This window comes from Nocardia sp. 852002-20019_SCH5090214 (assembly GCF_001665865.1).
Lineage (GTDB): Bacteria > Actinomycetota > Actinomycetes > Mycobacteriales > Mycobacteriaceae > Nocardia > Nocardia nova.
The window spans coordinates 1-1,165 of sequence record NZ_LZMK01000132.1 but is presented as its reverse complement, the minus strand read 5'-3'; the positions used below and the strand labels follow the sequence as shown (position 1 = coordinate 1,165).

General features: G+C 67.0%; 1 protein-coding gene. It reads right to left on the bottom strand.

The window, feature by feature from the left end; translation table 11 throughout:
* Positions 1-164 precede the first annotated feature (164 nt).
* Complete coding sequence (locus A5780_RS11790) at positions 165-599, bottom strand: hypothetical protein (RefSeq protein WP_064908445.1); 435 nt, start codon at positions 597-599, stop codon at positions 165-167.
* Between the last annotated feature and the right edge of the window lie 566 nt (positions 600-1,165).

Genomic DNA, 1,165 nt, shown 5'->3' with positions numbered 1-1,165 from the left:
TTCGACCGCGACCGCGATCACGGCCCGGAACTGTAGCGGCCGCCCCGTCGGCGAGGTGGCTGGGTTGGAAGGTGCTGCCGCACCCGCCCTCAGCGGGCGGGCTTGCCATGTCATCGCTGCTGTTTCGTTACCTCGGAGCATGAGGTGTGAAGGGCAACTTTGGGTCAGCGCCTGCGATAGATCGGCTCCGACCGGCGGCGGGAATTCAGGTGTGAGACTCCGGCAAGGATCTGGTCGCGGCTGCGGGCATCGTTGGGCAGCCGGTCACGGTCGATCATGTCGCGCAGTTTGACGAGCAGCGATTGGATCGACCGCGGTGAGGAGAGCACCTTGTCGACCGCGAGGCGGTAGTCCGCGGCGGCGGTCGGTGCCTTGGCGGGCGGGTTTTTCGCGGTCTTCGGATCGACCGGGGCGTGGAAGGACTGCCACAGTTCGGTCACCAGCGGGGCAAGTCTGCGGTCGGTGTCGGGATAGGTGTCGGGGTTGCGGTGGCGCCACCGGAATATCAGCGTGCGCAGCAGCAGTTCGGTGTCTTCCTCGCTGTCGAGCAGGCGATCGATCTGGCGTTGTGCCGAGATCCGCTCCGGCTTGTCGACCACCCGTTCGCGTACGACTTCACGGATGCGTATCCCCGCCTCGTGCCCGCGCCGCCGGCACCTGCTGCTGCACCAGATCGGTGGTCTTCCGGTGCCTTTCCACGTCACCGGGTTTCCGCACTGAAGACACGACCGGGAGGCGACCATACGGCCAGGCTACAAGTTTCTTCCGGACGAAACTCCCCCTCTGACACGCCGTGGTGCAAGAGGTGTGACCGGAAAATGGGACCGGAAGGAAGGAGGTTGGGCAGGTGCGGTTGCCCCGCGCATCATGTGCCTCACCCGTCCCAACCGGAAACCACAAAGACAGGAAACATCGCACTGCGCTCAGGGGCTCTGCGGCTCGGCGGCCGTACCCCATTTCGGGTACCGGACCCGCACCCCGGTCCGACCGGGCTCCGGCCGGTGGCCATGGCGGGGGTTGCGGACGGCCCTATGCTGAGCGGTGCCGGGCCCGGCCAGGCAGATCGGAACTCTCGGGGCCGGGCCCGGACCAGAATCGTCGTCAGCCGCGGTTGCGGTGCTCGGTTCGGTCAGTTGCAGGAGGCTGCGAACGGATAGCACGGCGG